The 19,032-nt window shown below is 58.9% G+C and carries 13 protein-coding genes and 3 pseudogenes; 12 read left to right on the plus strand and 4 right to left on the minus strand.

Annotation, left to right across the window (positions count from 1 at the left end):
- Positions 1 to 43 precede the first annotated feature (43 nt).
- Positions 44 to 1,519: an NAD-dependent succinate-semialdehyde dehydrogenase gene (locus L0Z65_RS16955; RefSeq protein ID WP_096872602.1), complete on the minus strand. Its 1,476-nt coding sequence runs from the start codon at positions 1,517 to 1,519 to the stop codon at positions 44 to 46.
- Positions 1,520 to 1,717: 198 nt separating this feature from the next.
- Here L0Z65_RS16955 and L0Z65_RS16960 point away from each other — a divergent pair, with 198 nt between their 5' ends.
- The 11 genes and pseudogenes from L0Z65_RS16960 (at position 1,718) to L0Z65_RS17010 (ending at position 13,803) form a co-directional block, all read left to right on the plus strand.
- Positions 1,718 to 2,503 carry an alpha/beta hydrolase gene (locus L0Z65_RS16960; RefSeq protein ID WP_405109422.1) on the plus strand — a complete coding sequence of 262 codons (786 nt, stop codon included), beginning with the start codon at positions 1,718 to 1,720 and terminating at the stop codon, positions 2,501 to 2,503.
- Positions 2,504 to 2,721: 218 nt separating this feature from the next.
- Entirely contained in the window at positions 2,722 to 3,930 is a 1,209-nt protein-coding gene (locus L0Z65_RS16965) for an aminopeptidase P family protein (RefSeq protein WP_405109425.1), read from the plus strand.
- Positions 3,931 to 4,237: 307 nt separating this feature from the next.
- Positions 4,238 to 4,991: pseudogene (locus L0Z65_RS16970) on the plus strand (CDP-alcohol phosphatidyltransferase family protein).
- Positions 4,992 to 5,009: 18 nt separating this feature from the next.
- A complete protein-coding gene (locus tag L0Z65_RS16975) occupies positions 5,010 to 5,636 on the plus strand; it encodes a class I SAM-dependent methyltransferase (RefSeq protein ID WP_040174489.1) in 627 nt (208 codons plus the stop codon).
- A gap of 218 nt (positions 5,637 to 5,854) precedes the next feature.
- A complete protein-coding gene (locus L0Z65_RS16980) occupies positions 5,855 to 6,937 on the plus strand; it encodes a hypothetical protein (protein ID WP_102896281.1) in 1,083 nt (360 codons plus the stop codon).
- A gap of 319 nt (positions 6,938 to 7,256) precedes the next feature.
- Complete coding sequence (locus tag L0Z65_RS16985; RefSeq protein ID WP_405109430.1) at positions 7,257 to 8,378, plus strand: hypothetical protein; 1,122 nt, start codon at positions 7,257 to 7,259, stop codon at positions 8,376 to 8,378.
- Positions 8,379 to 8,521: 143 nt separating this feature from the next.
- Positions 8,522 to 10,461: pseudogene (locus L0Z65_RS16990) on the plus strand (ATP-binding protein).
- 163 nt (positions 10,462 to 10,624) lie between these two features.
- Complete coding sequence (locus L0Z65_RS16995) at positions 10,625 to 11,497, plus strand: putative phage abortive infection protein (RefSeq protein ID WP_405109433.1); 873 nt, start codon at positions 10,625 to 10,627, stop codon at positions 11,495 to 11,497.
- Complete coding sequence (locus L0Z65_RS17000; protein ID WP_405109436.1) at positions 11,494 to 12,879, plus strand: DUF6638 family protein; 1,386 nt, start codon at positions 11,494 to 11,496, stop codon at positions 12,877 to 12,879. Before L0Z65_RS16995 ends, L0Z65_RS17000 begins: the two co-directional genes overlap by 4 nt.
- Positions 12,879 to 13,145, plus strand: a complete 267-nt coding sequence (locus tag L0Z65_RS17005; protein ID WP_024095981.1) for a hypothetical protein — start codon at positions 12,879 to 12,881, stop codon at positions 13,143 to 13,145. The genes L0Z65_RS17000 and L0Z65_RS17005 overlap by 1 nt, the downstream gene beginning before the upstream one ends.
- A gap of 10 nt (positions 13,146 to 13,155) precedes the next feature.
- Complete coding sequence (locus L0Z65_RS17010; RefSeq protein ID WP_405109439.1) at positions 13,156 to 13,803, plus strand: DUF1523 family protein; 648 nt, start codon at positions 13,156 to 13,158, stop codon at positions 13,801 to 13,803.
- A gap of 55 nt (positions 13,804 to 13,858) precedes the next feature.
- Here L0Z65_RS17010 and L0Z65_RS17015 read toward each other — a convergent pair whose 3' ends face one another.
- On the minus strand, positions 13,859 to 15,436 hold the full coding sequence (locus L0Z65_RS17015) for a DUF5928 domain-containing protein (protein WP_040174474.1): 1,578 nt from the start codon (positions 15,434 to 15,436) through the stop codon (positions 13,859 to 13,861).
- Between the two features lie 141 nt (positions 15,437 to 15,577).
- Here L0Z65_RS17015 and L0Z65_RS17020 point away from each other — a divergent pair, with 141 nt between their 5' ends.
- Complete coding sequence (locus L0Z65_RS17020) at positions 15,578 to 16,396, plus strand: sulfotransferase family protein (protein WP_040174472.1); 819 nt, start codon at positions 15,578 to 15,580, stop codon at positions 16,394 to 16,396.
- 129 nt (positions 16,397 to 16,525) lie between these two features.
- Here L0Z65_RS17020 and L0Z65_RS17025 read toward each other — a convergent pair whose 3' ends face one another.
- Positions 16,526 to 16,993: an NUDIX hydrolase gene (locus tag L0Z65_RS17025; RefSeq protein ID WP_102896288.1), complete on the minus strand. Its 468-nt coding sequence runs from the start codon at positions 16,991 to 16,993 to the stop codon at positions 16,526 to 16,528.
- 114 nt (positions 16,994 to 17,107) lie between these two features.
- Positions 17,108 to 18,953 (minus strand): annotated as a pseudogene (ilvD, locus tag L0Z65_RS17030) (dihydroxy-acid dehydratase).
- Positions 18,954 to 19,032: the final 79 nt, after the last annotated feature.

The raw sequence follows: 19,032 nt of genomic DNA on the forward strand, positions 1-19,032 counted from the left end.
TGATCGGCCCCGGCTGCCGTCAGCCGAGGCCTTCTGAGGCGGATCAGACCGACATGCAGATGTATTTCATCTCCAGATAGTCTTCGATGCCGTGATGGCTGCCTTCGCGACCAAGGCCCGACTGTTTGACGCCACCAAATGGGGCCACCTCTGTCGAGATGATGCCGGTGTTGACGCCGACGATCCCATATTCCAGTGCTTCGGCCACCTTGTAGACCCGGCTCAGATCCTTGGCGTAGAAGTAGGAGGCCAGGCCAAAGATAGTGTCATTGGCCATGTCGATCACGTCATCTTCGGTCTCAAACTTGAAGAGAGGGGCCATGGGGCCAAAGGTCTCGTCCTGAGAGAAAACCATATCCTGCGTCGCGCCCGTAAGAATGGTCGGCTCAAAGAAGGTGCCGCCCAGCTCCGATGGATTGCCGCCCAGGATCACCTCAGCGCCTTTTTCCTTTGCATCGGCGATATGCGCCTGCACTTTCTCGACGGCTTTCTCGTTGATCAGAGGGCCAAACTGGGTGCCCTCAGCCAGACCATCGCCCACGGTCATTTTGGCCACGGCGTCCTTTAGCTTCGCAGCAAAGGCATCGTAAACGCCTGCCTGCACATAGATTCGGTTGGCACAGACACAGGTCTGGCCGTTGTTGCGGAACTTGCACATGATCGCGCCTTCGACGGCGGCATCAAGATCGGCATCATCAAACACGATGAAGGGCGCGTTGCCGCCCAACTCCATCGAGCACTTCATCACGGTATCGGCCGCCTGCCGCATCAGGATGCGGCCAACTTCGGTGGAGCCGGTAAAGGTCAGCTTGCGCACAGCGTTATTCTCGCAGAACTCCTTGCCGGTCTCAGATGCATTGGAGGAGGTGACGACGTTGAAGACACCTGCCGGAATGCCCGCGCGCTCTGCCAGAACGGCCAATGCGGTTGCAGACAGCGGTGTCAATTCGGCAGGTCGCGCGACAAAAGCGCAGCCCGCCGCCAGTGCCGGACCGGCCTTGCGGGTGATCATCGCATTGGGAAAATTCCACGGCGTGATGGAGGCGGCCACCCCGATGGGCTGCTTCAGCACCGTGATGCGCTTGTCGCGCTGATGGCCGGGAATGGTCTCGCCATAGATACGTTTGGCTTCTTCCGCAAAGAACTCAATGAAGGACGCGCCATAAGCGATCTCGCCGCGCGACTCGGCCAGGGGTTTGCCCATTTCGGCGGTCAGAATGACGGCCAAGTCTTCCTGATTCTCCATCATCAGATCAAACCATTTGCGCAGAACATTGGCGCGCTCCTTACCGGTCCATTTGGCCCAATCCTTCTGAGCGACTTCAGCCTGCGCGATGGCCCCTGCCACCTGCGAGCGGCTGACGTCCGCCACATTGGCAATCACATCGCCACGCGCCGGGTTTTTCACCTCGAACGTGCCATCCTGGCCATCGACAAAACCGCCGCCAATATAGGCACGCGGTTCCAGCAGGCTGGGATCGGTGAGCAGTGATTTCAGATCAGTGGTTGCGTCGAGCATTGCGGGCCTCCCGTATGTCATTTGCGAAATGCAAATCAGCTGTGACTTGATATATCCAGAAAGATAGGTGAGTCCAGAATTTGATCAAATTCAGGGCGCGACCTCCACGGCATCGCTGCTCAGCAGGGAGCGGGTCATTTGACATGTTCTGTGCCAGACTGTCAGGTAGCGGCAACAAGAAGAACAGGGAGATTGGGCATGGAGCTCGACGACGCGTATTCAAATGGCGCCTATATCGAAAACGCTGACAGCTACCCGCCGCGCTGGGCCGCCTCGGCCGAAGATTTTCGCAACGCGATGCGGGACCGGTCCCGTCTGGATGTGCCCTACGGCGACGGTCCCCGGCACCGCTATGATCTGTTTCATCCCGAAGGGGCTGCCAAGGGACTGATGATCTTTGTGCACGGTGGCTATTGGATGGCGTTTGATAAATCCAGCTGGTCGCATCTGGCGGTGGGGGCGTTGGCGCATGGCTATGCGGTCGCCATGCCCTCCTATGATCTTTGCCCGGACGTACGGATCGCTGATATCAGCCAGCAGATCGCCGCGGCTGTCACCGCTATCGCGGCTGAGGTAGAGGGACCGATTGCGCTGGCGGGCCATTCTGCAGGCGGGCATCTGGTCGCGCGCATGTTAGACCGGGATCTTTTGCCGAAGGAAGTGGGTGAACGAATTACTGCGGTTGTGCCAATCTCGCCGCTCGCGGATCTGCGGCCACTGCTGCGCACCTCCATGAACGGAAAGTTCAAACTGGACGCAGCAGGCGCTGCCGCAGAAAGCCCAATTGACATGGAACATCGCTACCCGGCGGAGGTAACAGTCTGGGTGGGCGGTGACGAGCGCCCGGCCTTTCTGGATCAGGCGGTCTGGCTGACCGAAGCCTGGGGGGCCGATCACGTCATTGCGTTCGGCAAACATCATTTCAACGTGATTGAACCCTTGGCTGATCCCGAAAGCGATCTGGTTGCGGTATTGGTCAAGTAATCCGACCCTTCAGAAAAAACGACAAACGCCGTAGAAACCTGCGGCGTTTGTCGTTTTTCGACCCTATCGCGGGGAATCAGACTTGCCAGCATCGCAGCTCTGCCGCATCCTTTGCGCCAAGGGCCAGGCGATGGCGTCGCCGCATGGATCCATGCTGCCCTCACTCACAACATTGTCCTGAACGCCGGGACCTTTCTTGTAAGATGGAAGGGTCGACTATGACTGCACGTCCTGAAATGTATCGTTTTCACAATGGTGAAAAGGCGCCGCTGCAATTTGCTGTCTCCGAATATGAGGCGCGGATCGCAGGTCTGCGCAAAATCATGGCAGAGACCGGCGTAACCGCCGCTGTCTTCACCTCGATGCACAATATCTCCTACTATTCGGGGTTCACCTACTGCGCCTTCGGTCGCCCCTATGGCATGGTGGTGACCGCATCCGAGGCTGTGACAATTTCAGCCGGGATTGACGCAGGCCAGCCCTGGCGCCGGTCGTTCTGCGACAACATCACCTATACCGACTGGCAGCGCGACAACTTCTGGCGTGCGATCAAATCGGTTTCGGGCGACGGTGCGGTTGTCGGCTATGAGAGCGATCACCTTACCCTGCTGCAGAAGGCAAAACTGGAACATTTCCTGGCGCCATCGCAGCTGGTTGACCTCTATGAACCGACGATGCGCCAGCGCATGGGCAAATCCGCCGCAGAACTGGACATGATCCGCGCTGGGGCTGCGGTGGCTGACGTCGGCGGCTTCGCGATTCGGGATGCGGTAAAGGAAGGCGCGCGGGAGATCGACGTGGCGATGGCCGGGCGCGATGCGATGGAGTTGGAAATCGCCAAGCGGTTCCCGGATGCGGAGTACCGCGACAGCTGGGTCTGGTTCCAGTCCGGGATCAATACCGATGGCGCCCATAATCCAGTGACCGCCCGCAGGCTGGAACGTGGCGATATCCTGTCGCTGAATACCTTTCCAATGATCTCCGGCTACTACACCGCGCTGGAACGCACCATGTTCGTGAAGGAAGTGGATGCCGAGTCCCTGCGCATCTGGGAGGCCAATGTGGCAGCCCATGAGCTGGGTATCTCGCTGCTGAAACCAGGCGCGAGCTGCGCGGAAATCACCCATCAGATCAACGCCTTCTTTGAAGAGCAGGATCTGCTGCAATACCGCACCTTCGGCTATGGCCACTCCTTTGGTGTGCTGTCGCATTACTACGGTCGCGAGGCCGGTCTGGAGCTGCGCGAGGACATCGACACGGTGCTGGAGCCGGGGATGGTGATCTCCATGGAGCCGATGTTGACCATCGCGGATGGTCAGCCCGGTGCAGGCGGCTACCGCGAGCATGACATTCTGATCATCCATGACGATGACAACGAGAACATCACCAAATACCCTTATGGGCCGGAGTTTAACGTCGTCGGCTAAGGGCGCTCCTAGGCACTGTGATAATTGGCAGGCGGGGGCTCCCGCCTGGTCTTCGCCTCCCTTGGGGGAGGTAATCCCAGTTGGGCGTGGCACCGTGCATTGCACGGTGCTTTCGCATTCTTACTGAGAGGTGGTGCTCAGGCCGCGATATCGGCACCAGCGTCCTGCCACGGGTCGCAAAGATTGCACCAGCGCCTTGGTTAAGGCATATGTGCGCAAAGGCGACACCTGATCCTGCGATTATGCCCCGCTTCGGGGCGCTGGGAGTGTGGTGGCTCCCTGCCGTGAACAAGGAAACACCACCGCTATGCACCACCCACCGGAAAAGCGAAAATCCGAATACGCGCTGATCCAGCTGTTGCCGAACATGATGACCATTGCGGCCATCTGTGCCGGGCTGTCTGCGATCCGTTTTGGGGTGCAGGGCAACTATACCCTGGCGGTGCAGCTGATCCTGGCGGCGGCGATTCTGGATGGGTTTGACGGGCGTCTGGCGCGGATCCTGCGCAGCGACAGCAAGATGGGTGCGGAACTCGACTCACTGGCAGATTTTCTCAACTTCGGCGTCGCCTCACCGCTGGTGATCTACTACTGGGCTCTTCAGGACATGCGTGGTCTGGGCTGGCTGGCGGTGCTGGTGTTCTCGGTCTGCTGCGTGGTGCGGCTGGCGCGGTTTAACGTCTCGACCAAGTCCGAGCAGAAAGTCACCGCAAAAAGCGTTTATTTTGAAGGGGTCCCATCCCCGGCTAAGCGCGCTTCTGGCGATGCTGCCGATGTTCATCTCTTTTGCCTTCGCTGATGCGCCGGTCATTCCGGATATTTTGATCTGCCTTCATATGGGTGTCATCGGATTGCTTATGATCAGCCATGTGCCAACCTGGTCGCTGAAGGCAGTCAAAATTTCGCGCGAAAACGTGAAGTATTTTCTGGTCGGTTTTGCCTTTGCGGGGGCAGCCGTCCTGATTTACGCATGGATTACATTGGTGATCCTATGCCTTGGCTATGCTGCGATGGTGGCCTGGGGATTGGTTAAAAAGAAAACGCCGGAGACCGGCGCATAAACGAGTAAGGGTGGATAATTGGATATCAAGGCTGTTGAATCGTCGTATGCCCGTTGGGCCCCTGTCTATGACAAAACATTCGGGGCAATCACCAATGTGGGCCGTCGCCGTGCTGTCGGCTACGTCAACGAACATCGCAGCGGTCGGGTGCTGGAGGTGGGTGTCGGCACCGGACTGTCCTTGCCTCTCTACAAATCCCACCTAAAGGTCACCGGCATCGACTTCAGCGAGGATATGCTGAAAAAGGCGATGAAACGGGTGGAGGAACATGATCTCGACCACGTTGAAACCCTCCGCCAGATGGATGCCCGTGCACTGGATTTCCCCGATGCCACCTTCGACACTGTTTCAGCCATGCATGTGCTGTCCGTCGTACCGGACCCGGAACAGGTGATGGGTGAAATTGCCCGCGTGCTCAAGCCGGGTGGCAAAGTGGTGATTACCAATCATTTCCTGCGCGAACAGGGCGTGCTGGCGTTTCTTGAACGGGTTTCTGCGCCGTTTGCCAATGTGCTTGGCTGGCACTCGGATTTTGAGATCGACACCGTGCTGGGCGCGGATCATCTCTCGGTGGAGCATCACCAGCCCTTGCCGCCCTTCGGTCTGATGACCTTTCTGGTGCTGTCCAAAATCAAACCCGTCTGAGGCGCGACAGCGTCCCGCGTGTCAATATCTGTAGGCTGTGACCGATCGGGCCGCCGGTCGGTCTTCCCTTTGCGGATCGGCTCTGCAAAACTGCTGGCAACGGATCTGTGCGGTGCTGCGTTATGGCTGCAGCAAGAGCGGGTTTTCTTTACATAGGGGATGTAAATCATGTTCACATTCCCCATATGACACATAAGACATTGCAGAAAGGGCACTTTATGAGCCAATCACAATTTGACGAGATGGTGCGGGCCTCACAAGCCAAGGTGAGCGAGTCGCAGCAGAAGATCACGGCGCTGACCTCGCGGATCGAAACTGCGCGGGCCAAGATTTCGGCCGGAGAAGACGCCAGCATCGACATTGAGAACGCAACGCTGGATGACGTGCACGCCCATACCGAGGTGATGAACGCCAATATCGCCGAGCTGATCATGGGTCTGGATGATGTGACCACGGCGTTCTCAAAGGATTTCGACGAGATGCGGTCGAAAACGGGCTGGGAGAGCTTTGTTGGCTTTTTCAGCCGTGGCAAATCGGATTCGATGCGCCAGGAACGGATGCGAACGGCCAGTATCGACGACAAGCTGCAGGACCTGATTGCCAAGTCGGATGTGATCGTGAAGCTGCTGGAGGGTCAGCTGGCGACGCTGGAAGATCAGCGTGAAAAGGTGCAGGTGAACCTGTCGGCCACATTGGACGACCGCGAATTCACCGTGCAAGAGCTGGAAGCCGTCCGCGCCGAGATCGTGGCCCTGGATCCGCAGATCATTGAGCTGGAGAACAAGATTTCAGTCGAGCAGGACGCCGCCGCGCGCACCAAGCTGGAGACCGAACTGGCGGATATCAATGCGAAATACAACGCCTTGGTGCAGGAGGAGCAGGTGAAGCTTGCGAAATCCCAAACGCTGGAGCGTTATATCGAGAAGGGCAAGACCTGGGTCGATAGTTTGCAGAACCAGGCCGCGACGCAGATGGTGCTGATCAACAAGCTGCAGACGGACACGGCGCAGCGGGTGGTGCTCTATGATGCGCTGACCAAATCGCTGAAGACCGCGCAGCAGCAGGATGTGGCGCACCGGATCAACGAGATCGGCGTGCAGACCGACAAGGAAGCCCAGACCGCGATGGCGGCGATTGGCACTGCGACCAACCAGAAAATGGCCGACATGCTGGAAAGCCATGAGGACAACATGGTGTTTGCCCGCGACGTGCTGGAGAAGAAGGCCAAGGCGGATGAACGCTTTGCCCGCCGGTTTGCCGCGATTGTCGAGAAGCACGACAAGAACCTGTATGGGGGGTGAGTGTGGATTGGCTGGAGTTCCTGAATATCCCATCCCCACCGAACTGGTTTTGGTGGAGCATGCTGGCGGTCGTTTTCGGAACTTTGGCCACTCTCTACTACGCCGTTGACGGCCCTTTTTCAGGTTGGGTTGCCGTTGCAGTTGCTGGGGTATTTGCAGGCTTTGCTTGGGACCTGTGTAAGGAACAGGACGGTTAGACACTTCGGGTCACTAACTAGTGGAATTGAGATGATCAGGAAATTCATCAGAGGATTGCGCCCGGCCGCACGGACGGGCGCTGTCCTTACCGCAAGCTACACGTCCGGAAAGCGGGCTTGGCATGACTGATCCCGCACACGACCACGCTGGCCTCACCGACACCTTCGCCTCGCGCCGGTATTTCAAGAAGTTCGAGACCATCATACGGCACCTCACCCGGGTGGCGGCGGCGATGCAGGCGGAGGGGCGGCTGTCGAAATCCGATGTGAAGGTGCTGACCGCCTACCTGATGCGGCTCAACTTCACCTTCCGCGCGCTGTCGATGAAATACCTGATGGCGGGGCGCGATACGGGCCGTTTCTTTGGCAGCCTCGCGATGGACAAGCGCGACAGCGGCTTTCCGGTGGCGGCGGAGCTGATGACCATGGCCAACGACGCTATGCAGGCGGAGCGGCATCTGGCCAATATGGCCGGTGAAGACGCGCTGAAGAACGACATGGTGCGCACCATCATCGCTGACCGCACGGTGCCGTCGAAGCTGCAATTCGCCCTGTCGCAGCGGCTCTATTATCAGGAACTGCTGAAAGGGCAGCTGTTCTGGACCCAGAACGATCCGGTTTGTGAATGGCTGGAGAACATCAGCGAGCGCCGCCGCCGCTTCCTGTTGCATTGGGCCGCCTATGACAGCCAGGTGAACCTGCCGGTGATCTACCTGATGGAACTGGAGGACAGCGGCAAGGTGGCGCTGCCGAAGGACGAACGCCGCTGGCCGGAGGTGCAGGCGCATCTGATGGCGCAGGCCCTGGCGGGGCTGAAGTTGGTGACCATCGCCAAGGGGTTTGACGAGGATTTCGACGATCTCCACCCTAAACATCTGCGCCGCTTCCATGTGGGGCCGATGTATTCCTCCGCCTATACCGAGCAATCCGGCCCGCTGCACCGGGTGCTGGAGCAGGCAGAGGCACCAGCGGGCCAGGACTGGGCGCTGGCTTGGACGTTGGAAGAGCTGGAGAGCGAGAACGTGCGCGAGGAGCGCTCGGGCTGGTTCGGCACTGTGGAGCGGGAGATCTTTGCGCTGGATCCCTTTGGCGGGCGGGGCGCGGATACTGGGGCGACCCGGACCCAGCGCGCCATCATCCTGCCGCAGCGCCCGTTTCAGGTGCTGGCAGAGCTGGACCCGCCGGGGTTCGCCGATGTGCAGAAATTCGTGGTGAGTGAGGCCGGGCAGGTGCTGCGGTATTGAGCCCCTGCGTTTGTTGAAGCAGGGGAAGCCTCCCCCTCTCGGCGGCAAAGCCGCCTGCCGGGCAGGGGGACGGGAATATTTTTAGCCAGAAGATGGGCGGGCCGGATTTTTTGCTTGACGATGAGACGAATTGAGAGGGTGAGATGAGCATTTCAGGCAATCAGATGGAACTGCGGGAAGAGGATATCCGTAAGCACTACGTGGCAGCTGCGGCAATGCTGGAGGGGTTTGACCACACCCCGCGCATTGCCAAGCCCGCTGTGGAGGCAAAAGCGCCTGAGCGTTCGCCCGGGATTGCCCGTACGCGGCGCTTCCGCTCGACCACGCCGGGGCTGGTGACGCGGTCCACGGCGCGGCCCGAAGGGGTGCATCTGATCGCCCGGATTGAGGCGGCGGATGACGATGACCCGCTGACCTCGCCTCTGCAGGCGACCTTGCAGCAGGCCTTGCGCCGAGCGCTGGCAATCTCTTTGGCGATGGGGGAGGCTTATGCGGATGTTTCTGGCCTCGCCGATCTGAAACGGGCCAATCTGGCAGGCTCGCTGGACGGCGCCCGCAAGGGGGAGTTCACCGAATTGCTGGCGGCGGAGGCGCTGATTGCGGCGCATGTGTTTGCCAATGCCGTCGCCTATCTGCTGGCACCGCATGGGTCTGAGGCGCAGGCCGAGGTGGGCGAGGCGGAGGAGCTGCTCACAGACAATGCGCCCCTGGCCCTGCACGGGGCGCTGTGGGAGCTGGACCAGAAGCTGGCGCAGCATGCCCCAGATGATACGCATCTGATTGCAGCCACGGCCGGTTATGCCGAACAGCTGATGGAGAAGGCGGCCCTGCGGGCGCAGAGCGCACCACGTCTGGAAGTGTTCACCGCCGCCGCCTGGCGGGTGGAGGCGGATGATCTGACCATCAGCGGCTTTGAACCCGCCACCAAGGCGAAGTCCACAACCCTCACCATGGCGTTCAAAAAACCGCATGAGGTGGTCGGTAACCATATCGCCAAGTATCAGGCCTTAAGGCTCTCCAAGATGCTGATGGCCTATGATTTTGACCGGCGTCTAAACCCCTTTGCCGAGATGGGCGGTTTCATCTTCACCTTCATGGGCGACGGTAAGCCGGGGACGGGTAAGACAACGCTCATTCAGATGATGGCGGGCCTCATCCATGACTATTGCCAGAATGCGGGCTATGCCTTCCGCTATCAGAATTTCGGCATCGACAATATCGACAGCTATCAGGGCAAATCCGGTCAGAACGCAAAATCCTTCATCCAGAATGTGATCGATCCGGGCGTCATCGGCTTTGGCACCATCGACGACATCGACCAGATCGCAGGGAAGCGCGGCGACCGCCAGTCCAGCAGCCGACCAGCAGGAGGTGACGGCGGTCTTCATGGAGGCCTTTGCTTGGCGCCAACACCGTGGTGCGCGGCAACTGCACCTTTGGCATGTTCTCCAACTACCCGGAGAATGTCGACGACGCGCTGCGCCAGCGAGCGGGTGCGCGGTTTCTGGTGGACGGGCCGCAGACGCGGGAGGATTACATCGATATCCTGACGCTTCTGATGGGCAAAAACCATGAGATCCCGCTGGGCGATCATGACCTATACGGCGCGCAGGAGATCAAACAGGCCGTCGCGCGCTCGTTCGAGGCGCACAACCGCCCGCAGGAGCCGGGGCTGGCGGAGGTCTTTGGCCGGGTCCACGATCAGATTGGGGAATTGGACAGCCTTGCCAAACTGGGCACCTACCTGAAGGCCATTCAGCAGGCGGATGAACGCTTCACCGGCCGCGCCATCAAGAACATCACCGATGCGGTGAAGGTGCGCGCGATGGATTTCGAGCTGCCGGATGACTGGATGGAGAACCCGGAGCTGTTCCTGTTCAAGGATTACGACACCAAATCCGCAATGATTGCGGAGCTACGGGTGCCGGTCACCATCGACATGGTGGTGCAGGAGATCAACCGCTACGCCGACAGCGAGTTCCGCTATGCCGACAAGTCGGATGAGGTGGCGATTGACAACATGGTGCGCGATTTCGGGCGGCAGGAAGAGGCCAAGCGGCGGTATCTGGAGGGGCGGGGGTGAGTGTTTTCCGCGATATGTGGGCAGAGCCTGTCCGTGGGAGGAAGCGGAGCGCCCGCCCGTTTTGCCGGAGGCAAACCTTCGGTTTGACCGGGCGGACGGGGGCTGCCCGAGCCGCAAGCGCCTCGGGCGGGGAGGTTCTCCAACGTTTTCAGTGGGTTTTCGAATGATTAACTGGGCTGCAGATCACTGGCGCTCTATTCGAAACGGTTTGAAGAGTGACCGCCCGATGGACGTGGGCAAAGCGATTACAAAGGCCTTTCTGGCGATAGTCATCGCGTTAGCGCTGCTGCCGCAGTTCACGAGTGACGGCGGTTGGCAGTTACGCGGCTGGGCGTTGATCACGTCGCCACCAAATGAGATTGGAGACACCTTTGCAGGTGTTGCCGGAGTTCTCGCCTTTCTATGGATTATCGTAACGGTTTGGCTTCAGAGCCAAGAACTGGCTGCGCAGCGAGAAGAATTGCGATTGACTCGTGGGGAAATAAAAGATCAGAGGCAAGCTACACAGGACATGGCGTTTGCAGTTGCTGAGCAAAGTTTCGACAATTTCGTTTTCGAGCTGATAGCAACACACAACTCTATTCTGAATTCAATGGACATCAAGTCCAACAATAAAGACCGATCTCTTTATGAGGGAAGGGACTGTTTTAGGTACTTTTACAGGGAGTTTTCAAAGCCAACGACCGCAGACGCCATGTACCCCACAATGGCACAGGACAAAACGATTGAGCGCTATGAACAGATGTATGACAAGCATCATTCAGACCTTGGGCACTACTTTCGGTTCGTATACAATATGTTGCGGGCTGTGAGCGAATCCGATGCTGTAAAAGAAAAGCACAAAAAACTCATCCGGGCGCTCTTTTCCGATGATGAACTTCTGGTGATTTTTTATAACTCACTCGCAAATAACGGAAGAAATTTCGTTCAGTACGCGGAGGATTTTCAGCTTTTTGATAATCTTCCTCAAGAACGCCTAGTGAGACCAGAGCACAAAGAGCATATTCCCGCGAAGTGTTTTGGAGAGACAATATGAAACGCCTCATCCAGCATGGCCTGATGTTCGGCAATCTTTTCCATGTGGCCTCGCCCGCATTGGTGGAGCGGTATAGGCGCGCGCTGAAGCATCTGACGGGTAAGACCACGCGCCTCACCGATTTTCACGTTGATATCTCCGGCTACTCCCCTGAAGTGGGCGATGAGCTGGGGGATGACCACTATCTGAACCATGCGGGTGTGAACCGGCAGTTCATTCTCCTCAGCACCGAGCAGAAGCGCTGCCCGCTTCTGAATGTGAAATTCTCCACCAGCCGGGACATCCTGCGCCGGTTCATTGCCGCAAATGAAAGCCAGCTGTTTGCGCTGACCGCGACCGATGCGGTGGCGGGTGAATTGGTCAATTCGGTGTTTGAGGTCGCAACGCCCGCGCAGCTTTTTGACATTCGGCAGGTCAGGGTCGAGGCGGACACCACAAGGGGCACGCTGCGGCAGGCCGATCAGCTGGCCGAACTGGTGGACCGGTTCAAGAGTGAGGAAGACGGCTGGTTTGACGATGCGCTGATCGCTGAGATGATCGCGACGGCGGAAAAAACCGGCGATGTTACCCGCAACCCGGTGCGGTTGAAGCACGAGGTGTTTGAGCAGCAGAATTTCTGGACCGCGCATTTTGGCGGGCTTTATGTGTTTCAGGATGTCGAGCATCCGGCCCTGATCGCCAGTGGGGAAAAACCCGAAGGCGTGCCGCTGGACCGGGTGTTCGACCTAACGCAGGACAATGCGATTGCGAAGTTTCTGGAACTGAACGGGCTGGTGGAGCCGATCATCCGTGCGCGCGGCGTCGATGGTGCGGCCATCCTGCGTCAGAAGATGGGGTTTCTGGCCATCAGCGTGCTGGCCGACAAGGGGATGGACCTCTCGGGCCTGTCGCGCAGCGATCTGCGGCGCATGGCGGCCCGCCACGCAAGCGAGCTACCGGAGGAGTTCGAAGGCATGGCGGCGATGGTTCGCTGGGCCGAAAGCGGTGGCAAATGGCCCCGGATCAAATCGGATCACCCGGCCTATTTCTACTGCCTGCGGGCCACCAACACGCCGAACCGTGATCTGGTCAATATGCTGCTGGCAGAGCTGACGCCGCTGGATTTCCGCCAGCTGTTCATCTGCCACAAGGAAGCGTTTTATCAGCAGTATCGCAGCTGGCCGGAGGCGAAGAAGGACCACGTCGTCGCCTTCCTTGCGCGCGAATACGCGATGGACAAGGCCGGCGCGCGGGCGGCGCTATTTGGCCATGAGCCGGACATGAGCGGTCGCAGCACGATGGCGCAGGATCGACCGAAGCAGCGCCGAAAAGACAGTCTGGTTGAACGGGTCGGCCCCTGGGGCGCTGTCAGCAGCAGATCTGGCAACAGGGGGCGCCGCTGATGTTTGCCTTTATCCGCCTGATGGCGATTTTGCTGGTGGTGCTGACAGTGATCTACGGCATTGTCTCGCTCTACTCGCGTGAGGTGCGGCGCGCCAAGCTGAAACGTCGTTGGGCCGAGAAGGGGTTGACCGGAGACCGTTCCGCCTTCATCCAGCGCGGGTTGCACCAATATGACAGGTCACTGCGGCGCAGATTGATCCTGTTGGTCTATGTCGTGCCGCTGGGGGCCATTGCGCTTCTGGTCTATGTCATGAATTTCATGTGAGGTCGCTGAGATGCGTTATATCAAATGGGTGTTCATTCTCACCATCTGGCTGCTGGCAGGGGCCTTTCTGCATTACACGCTGCCGCAGAATGATGTGGTGCGCGTGGTCAAGACTGAGGTGCGCCGGGTGGATTTCGGCGAAAACTCGATTTTCTGGGCGCAGCAGGACACGGCACAGGAAAGCGCGACCAGCGTCAATCGCGATGTTCGCTTCGTGGAGGCGTTCCTGCCCAATGGCCGCCCCATCGTTTATCGCAACGAGGACACCGGCTGGGGCTGGCCGCCCTATTTCAAGCTGGACAGCTCCAACCTGCAGGCCGAGCTGACCGATCTCGCCTCCACCAAGGCTGATCCGCAGTGGGTGCTGCTGCGCCACTATGGCTGGCGCAATGAATTTCTGTCTATCTTCCCGAATGCGGTTGCGGTGAAGCCTGTGAGCGGGCCGGAGTATAGCCAGGTGAATTGGTTCAACATCATCTTCCTGACCATGTTGGCGGCGGTGATCTGGGCGCTTTATGTGCGCTGGCGCCGCTTCCGCCGTGCACGCATCGACCCAATGGTCGAGAATGTCGAAGACAGCCTTTATGCCGCAGGGGATGCGCTGTCAGAGCGGCGTGGCCGGTTCCGGCGCTGGCTGGACAGCTGGAAACAGAAGTAACCAACCGCGCGCGGACCATAACACCAGACCGGGGCGGCCTGATGGTAGGGTTGCACTAGTCAGAGAAGAGATGCTCGGTCCGCGCGAGTGTCAGGGCGGCCTCATGATCCAACGCCAGAAACGGCATCAGCTGTTCGGCGATCTGCTCATCACTGTCGCTTTCGCGGATCAGGCTGTGGTGGTCAAACCCAACATCGCGGATACGGTCGGATTCGTGCTGGATATCGTTGCGAATGGTCGGCAGCAACCGTTCCAGCGCGGCGGTGGCGGTCTGTTGGCCAGCCAGCCCGATGCGCTCGGCATGGCCGGTTAAGTAGTCGTCGCTGAGACTGCATTCGATCTGCAGGATGCGCGTGATGGCCCGATCCGCACAGAAATCCTGCATCAGCTCCAACGCTGACGGATCAAGGCAGATCACCAGGCGGTCAGTTTCATAGTAATCAAACAACATCCGCACCAGTGCGCGACGGTGGCGCGTGCGCTTCCAGAGCGTCGCCTCGATGCCGCCAAGATCGGGCATGTCGGTGCCTTCCTCGTCAAAGAGATAGGCCAGGGCCGGGACGTTGCTGACCTCGCGCAGCCGCTCAATCAGGCGCTTGGCGACATGCCATTTCTTACAGCTGATGATCAGCAGTTCGCGATTGCGCCCCAGCGTACTTTCGGTTTCCCAGAACCGGGGGGCAAAGCGCAGCCCGTTGCGCCCGCGTTTGGTTAGAAACCCATAAAGATTGCGCCCTTCGTTCGAAATCTGAAATTCAACACCCTGCTCGGCATACAGCGCGCCAAGACGGGATTTCAGCTCCTGCGCTTCGGGGCTGATCTTGCGGGCAAAGAGGAAATCCTGCCCCATCAGCATGTCGTAGTGATCATTGTAGAACTGCACCGGCATCCCGTAGTCCGAGAACATCAGCAACGTCAGCGTGCGGCTTTCGATCTCCTTCGTGGGGACCAGGTGACGCACCAGGGTCTGAAAGAAGGTCTCATCCGGGATCCAGGTGGTGCGGAAAAACCGCAGCACATCGCGCCGCTCACTCAGGAAGGACAGGATCCACTCGACGGTGCGACGACGCAAGCACCACCATTGGCTGCCGATCTGGATCTGCATGTCCTCAGGCAGGGCGCGGGTCAGGCCTAGGCGCTTCTGCAGGCTGTGGCTCAGATCGAAGAGGCGCTTGTTTTTGCGTTCGTTGAAGACATGGCGATAGATCAGCCGGTCCTCTTTCATGCCGGTCTTGATCCAGTTGCTTTCAAAGAAATCAAAACTCTCGATATAGTCACAATCCCGGCTGTCCAGCAGCTGATGGGCATATTCCGCGGTCTTGATCGCCATGCAGTCGCCCGACACCATGTAGAAATGTGTCGCCCGCCGGAAGGTGGCGACCGCGCTTTCCAGCGCGTAGAGCGTTGCCTGAACCAGCGACCATTCCCCCCAGCCGCATTTGACCCGCTTGCGGGCAAAGCAGATGTTGGGATTGTCCTTCAGGGCCGTGCGGATCTGCTGATAATCGCTGGCCGGAGAGCGCCCATCGAAGTGGATCGCCATATAGTCACCGGCTGCGGTTAGTCGCTCGGCCTGCTGAATAATCGCCTCTGGGTCTTTATGGCACAGCAGAACATATGCGATTTTTGCCATGACAGCGCCCCGGTGTCGTATTTTGATTGATTGTTTCCTTGATACTGACGAATTCTCACTGAATAAACCGCATTATTTCGCTTTTAACGACTAGAGTCGTACGTGGCGCCAATTGCGGCGCATGGGGACGGGGAGAGACAGATGGGATTTCCAGGCACCTGGATGACGGAGAGCGAAAGCGTGGTCTATCGCGTGGTGCCCAAATGTGCCTGCTCCACCATCGGCCAGATCATGTATTACTCCGACCACGGGCAGTTCTTTGACGGTGATATTCACGATGCCAAGGGCGGTCTGCACAAATGGGCGCTGCCTGACAGCCAGCCGTTGATCACCAGCAATGTTCAGGCGCAGAAATCCTACGCATTTACCTGCGTGCGCAACCCTTACACCCGCGTGCTGAGTTCCTTCTTCGACAAGATTTGCGGCATTCAGCGCAATGGCAAACGTTACCGGGGCAATCTGGTGCCGCGGCTCACCTACGACTACGGGATTGACGTGGGCGGCGACGACGGCAAAGAGCCGTTTGATCAGATCAAGAGCTTCCGCCGTTTCCTGCTGTTTGTCCGAGACACGGTGAAGTTTCGCCGCCCGATGGAGCCGGACATCCACTGGTCGGCCACGTCGGGCCATGTCTCGACCTTCATCTGCAATGGTGGCCGGTACGACAAGGTGATCTGGACCGAAGCCTTCAACGAGGGCATGCAGGATGTGCTGGACGCGATCGAGACCCCGCATCAGGTAGATCTGACCCAGATCCCCCGTTTCAACGAAAGCGAAGGCCACGGCCCCAAACGCGCCCACCCGGTCGAAGACTATTTCGACGATCTGTCGATGCATCTGATTTATGAAATCTATAAGCGGGATTTTGAAGTGTTCAAATATGACTTCGAAAACCCCGCCAACAAGATGCCGGTGGGTGAGATCGACCTTGATGAGGTGCACGCCAAATTGGGTGAGTGATCCCAAGCCGCGCGATGCTCCCGCCCGGGGTGGCGATCATTGACATGATCTGACCCGGTTGGGCCTGGCGCCGCTGGCGCGGCGCGCCTCCGGCGGGAGTATTTCGGGAAAGGTGAGGGGGTTCGTGCCTTATGCGCGGGTCGGGGATCCCAGATCTTGCAGATGCGCTTTTAATCCGGTTGGAAACAGCTCTGTCCTGTCGGCCTCCAGTGTATCAGGGTGAAACCATCTGGCGATACATTTCAGACCGTTGTCTTCGAAAAACTCAATTGTATCGCCTGCCAGATGCGGGGTCTCTGGCCAGGTGACCTGCGCGGCGAAGATGATCTCATGACCGGTCTGGCCTTCGTGCTGATAGATGTTTTCCAGTACCACCGGCGCGCCGATGATGGTGATCTCCACACCGAGCTCCTCCTGAAACTCCCGTTGCAGCGCCTGTTGCCAGGTCTCGCCAAATTCAACCGTGCCCCCCAGAGGGCGGACACCTTTGGTTCGGCCACTGTCATCGGGAACCTCCGCCGCGAGAAAATGGCCTTTGCGCCAGGGCAGACCAATGGTTTTCACGCGAATGGTTTGGGCGGGGCGCCAAATGGTCATGTCGGATCTCCAGCGATGCTGCGGTGTGTCGAATAGGGTCCGTCTCCTATGATAGAAAAAGCCCCGACATCCAAGATGCCGGGGCCTTCAATGCGGAGTACCTGACAGCGTCGATTATTCGTCGTCAGGCAGGGCGCGCACGGCGCCTTTGGCGGCTGATGTAGCCAGCAGCGCATAGGCCTTGAGCGCGGTGGAGACTTTGCGTTTGCGCGGCTTTACCGGTTTCCAGCCCGCTGCGTCCTGAGCGGCGCGGCGTGCGGCCAGTTCTTCGTCCGAGACCGCAAGATGGATGGTGCGGTTGGGGATGTCGATTTCGATGGTGTCACCCTGTTGGACGAGCCCGATGGTGCCACCCTCTGCCGCCTCAGGTGAGACATGCCCAATCGACAGGCCCGAGGTGCCGCCGGAGAAACGGCCATCGGTCAAGAGCGCACAGGCTTTGCCGAGGCCCTTTGATTTCAGGTAGGAGGTCGGGTAGAGCATTTCCTGCATCCCGGGGCCGCCGCGCGGACCCTCATAGCGGATCACCACCACGTCGCCCTCTTTCACCTTGCTGGTCAGGATGTCGTTCACCGCCTGATCCTGGCTTTCACAGACATAGGCGGAACCGGTGAATTTCAGGATGTTTTCATCCACACCGGCGGTTTTCACGATGCAGCCGTCACGCGCGATATTCCCGAACAGCACCGCCAGACCACCATCCTGGCTGAAAGCATGGTCTTTTGAGCGGATAACGCCCCCCTCGCGGTCGGTGTCCAGCTCTTTGTAGCGATTGGACTGCGAAAAGGCTTCGGTGGTGCGCACGCCACCCGGGGCAGCTTTGAACAGCGCTTCGGCGTCGGGGTTGTTGGCGACCTTGATGTCCCATTTGGCGATCGCTTCACCCATGGTGCTGGAATGCACGGTGCTGCATTCATTGTGCAATAGGCCCGCACGGCTCAACTCGCCGAGGATGGAGAAGATGCCACCGGCGCGATGGACGTCTTCCATATGCACATTCTCGATATTCGGTGCGACCTTGCACAGGCAGGGGACCTTGCGGCTGAGGCGGTCCATGTCGGTCATGGTGAAATCAACCTTGCCCTCATTGGCGATTGCCAGCAGGTGCAGCACGGTATTGGTGGAGCCGCCCATGGCGATATCGAGGCTCATGGCGTTCTCAAACGCATCAAAGGTCGCGATCTCACGCGGCAGCAGGCCTTTTTCCTCGCCCACGTAGTGGCGCTTGGTGATGTCGACGATCTTGCGGCCTGCTTCCAGGAACAGATGCTTGCGGTCGGCATGGGTGGCGAGGGTTGAGCCATTGCCCGGCAGCGCCAGACCCAGCGCTTCGGCCAAGCAGTTCATCGAGTTCGCGGTAAACATGCCGGAGCAGGACCCGCAGGTCGGGCATGCGTTTTCCTCGATGTGCTGCACTTGCTCATCGGTCATCGTGTCGCTGGCGGCGGCAACCATGGCGTCCACCAGGTCGATCTTTTTCATGTCGAGATCGGCGATGTCGATCTTGCCAGCTTCCATAGGGCCACCGGAGACGAAGATCGCCGGAATATTGAGGCGCATGGCGGCCATCAGCATCCCCGGCGTGATCTTGTCGCAATTGGAGATGCAGACCATGGCGTCGGCACAATGGGCGTTGACCATATATTCGACGCTGTCGGCAATCACCTCGCGGGAGGGCAGGGAGTAGAGCATACCGTCATGGCCCATGGCGATACCGTCATCTACCGCGATGGTGTTGAACTCCTTCGCGACACCGCCGACCGCTTCAACTTCGCGGGCGACCATCTGGCCCAGGTCCTTCAGGTGGACGTGACCGGGCACGAACTGGGTGAAGGAATTGACGATGGCGATGATCGGCTTGCCGAAATCATCGTCTGTCATGCCTGTGGCGCGCCACAGGCCGCGTGCGCTTAGCCATGTTGCGGCCATGGGTGGAGGTTCTGGATCGGTACATTGGCATCTGGCTGGTTCCCTTGTCTTTGCCCCTCAGGGACACGATTTGCGCAACAAAGGCAACATGTCGGGGCTGTCTGCGGTAA

Source organism: Phaeobacter sp. BS52, from assembly GCF_045040595.1.
GTDB lineage: Bacteria > Pseudomonadota > Alphaproteobacteria > Rhodobacterales > Rhodobacteraceae > Phaeobacter > Phaeobacter piscinae.